The organism is Streptomyces sp. NPDC058375, from assembly GCF_042723425.1.
In the GTDB taxonomy this organism is placed as follows: domain Bacteria; phylum Actinomycetota; class Actinomycetes; order Streptomycetales; family Streptomycetaceae; genus Streptomyces; species Streptomyces durocortorensis.
Genome location: NZ_JBHXJG010000454.1, coordinates 1 through 2398, shown reverse-complemented (window position 1 = coordinate 2398; position 2398 = coordinate 1). Strand labels below are relative to the sequence as shown.

2 protein-coding genes are annotated in these 2398 nt (G+C 73.2%); one reads left to right on the top strand and one right to left on the bottom strand.

Annotated elements, in window-relative coordinates:
- Positions 1-27 precede the first annotated feature (27 nt).
- Complete coding sequence (locus ACFWM7_RS34955) at positions 28-984, bottom strand: LLM class flavin-dependent oxidoreductase (protein WP_383268723.1); 957 nt, start codon at positions 982-984, stop codon at positions 28-30.
- A gap of 178 nt (positions 985-1162) precedes the next feature.
- Here ACFWM7_RS34955 and ftsY point away from each other — a divergent pair, with 178 nt between their 5' ends.
- Positions 1163-2374 carry a signal recognition particle-docking protein FtsY gene (gene ftsY / locus ACFWM7_RS34950; protein WP_383268720.1) on the top strand — a complete coding sequence of 404 codons (1212 nt, stop codon included), beginning with the start codon at positions 1163-1165 and terminating at the stop codon, positions 2372-2374.
- Positions 2375-2398: the final 24 nt, after the last annotated feature.

Below are 2398 nucleotides of genomic sequence, written 5' to 3'. Positions count from 1 at the left end.
GCTCACCCGAGCCGGGGCGGTGCCGTTTCAGGCCACCGCCTCGCAGAACAGCCGCAGGCTCCGCCACCCCTCCTCCACCGGCATCCCGCCGCACAGCGGATGCAGCACCAGCGAGCTAGCCTCCAGCCCGGCCGGCTCGTCCGGCGTGACGATCCGGTACACCCCCTCCTCGCGCAGCTCCGTCACCGTCGTCGCCGCCGACCGCACCGCCGAGCGGATGTCCTTGGACTGCCACGAGGCGTACGTCCGCGCCTCGTGCAGGAAGTGCTCGCCGTACTCCGCCCACGTACGGTCCGGATCCTCGGACACATGCAGCAGCGGCGTCTCGGCCGCGGGCATCATGCAGAAGCCCTCCGTCCCGTGGGCCGCGCACTGCTCCCGGTAGTACGCCTCCAGCGCAGGCAGATGCGCGCTCGGGAACAGCGGCAGCCCCAGCCGAGCCGCCCGCGGCGCCGCCGCCCGTGAGCTGCCGCCGACCAGCAGCATCGGGTGCGGTCGCGTGTACGGACGCGGGGTGACGCGTACCGTACGCCCCCGGTACGGGAACGGCTCCCCGCTCCATGCCGCCAGCAGCGTCTCCAGCAGCTCGTCCTGGAGCCTGCCGCGCCGGCCCCACTCGACCCCGGCCCGCTCGTACTCCTCCGGGCGGTAGCCGATCCCCGCGACCGTCACCAGCCGGCCCGCGCTCAGCAGGTCCAGGACCGCGATGTCCTCCGCGAGCCGCAGCGGATCGTGCAACGGGCCGATGATCGCCGAGACGGTCACCGCGATCCGGCGGGTCGCGCCGAACACCGCTCCGGCGAAGGTGAACGGGGAGGGCAGCCAGGAGTTCGCCGCCCCGTGGTGCTCCTCGGTCTGCACCGTGTCGACGCCGTGCTCGTCCGCGTACGCCGCCATCTCCAGGGCGGCGCGGTAGCGGGCCGAGAGCGATACGGGGGTGGCGTCGGGATCGACGAGATTGAACCGGACCACTGTGAAGGCCATCAGGGGCGTCCCTTCGCCGGGCGGGCAGAGCGGGTGGCCGCACCGTAGCTGACGAAGCGTCAGGAGTGTAGGGGGCGGGTTCGCATTACCGCCAAAAGGTGCATAGGGGTCGGCCGGATCGCCGGGGGCCAGCCGGGGCCGCGCCCGCGGCGCGGCCGTGGCCGATACTGGACGGGTTATGGAACTCGTCGAAATCGTCATCCTCGCTGTAGTCATCGCCCTGGTCGCTGTCGGCCTGGTCGGCGGGCTCGTGGTCGGCAGCCGCAAGAAGAAGCAGCTGCCGCCCCCGCCGCCGAGCACGCCGACCATCACCCCTCCCGCCGAACCGCAGGTCGGCGAGGAGGCCGAGACGCCGCGCGACGAAGCGCGGCGCACCATCGACGAAGTCGGCCTCCCGGACGCCACCGCGCTCGTGGAGGAGGCCCCGGTCGCCGAGGCCCCCGCGCCGCCCGCGCTGGAGATCCCCGAGCCCACCGCCGGCCGGCTCGTCCGCCTGCGGGCCCGCCTCGCCCGCTCGCAGAACTCTCTGGGCAAGGGGCTCCTCACCCTGCTCTCCCGGGACAACCTCGACGAGGACACCTGGGAGGAGATCGAGGACACCCTCCTCACCGCCGACGTCGGCGTCGCCCCCACCCAGGAACTGGTCGAGCGGCTCCGCGAGCGCGTCCGCGTGCTCGGCACCCGCACCCCCGAGGACCTGCGCACCCTGCTCCGCGAGGAGCTGATCACCCTGCTCGGCCCGGACTTCGACCGCGAGGTCAAGACCGAGGGCGGCGCGGAGACCCCCGGCGTCGTCATGGTCGTCGGCGTCAACGGCACCGGCAAGACCACCACCACCGGCAAGCTGGCCCGGGTGCTCGTCGCCGACGGCCGCAGCGTGGTGCTCGGCGCGGCCGACACCTTCCGCGCCGCCGCCGCCGACCAGCTCCAGACCTGGGGCGAGCGCGTCGGAGCCCGTACGGTCCGCGGGCCCGAGGGCGGCGACCCGGCGTCGATCGCCTACGACGCGGTCAAGGAAGGCATCACCGAGGGCGCGGACGTCGTCCTCATCGACACCGCGGGCCGGCTGCACACCAAGACCGGCCTCATGGACGAGCTGGGCAAGGTCAAGCGCGTCGTGGAGAAGCACGGCCCGCTGGACGAGATCCTGCTCGTCCTCGACGCCACCACCGGGCAGAACGGTCTCGTCCAGGCCCGGGTGTTCGCGGAGGTCGTGGACATCACCGGCATCGTCCTCACCAAGCTCGACGGCACCGCCAGGGGCGGCATCGTCATCGCGGTCCAGCGCGAGCTGGGCGTACCGGTGAAGCTGATCGGCCTCGGCGAAGGGGCGGACGACCTCGCCCCGTTCGAGCCGGGCGCCTTCGTGGACGCCCTGATCGGCGACTGAAACGCCCCGCATCCGGTATGGCGG

Excerpts from the sequence above, each read along its gene's own strand:
- ftsY (WP_383268720.1), top strand. The coding sequence starts at position 1,163 with ATGGAACTCGTCGAAATCGTCATCCTCGCTGTAGTCATCGCCCTGGTC.
- ACFWM7_RS34955 (WP_383268723.1), bottom strand. The coding sequence starts at position 984 with ATGGCCTTCACAGTGGTCCGGTTCAATCTCGTCGATCCCGACGCCACC.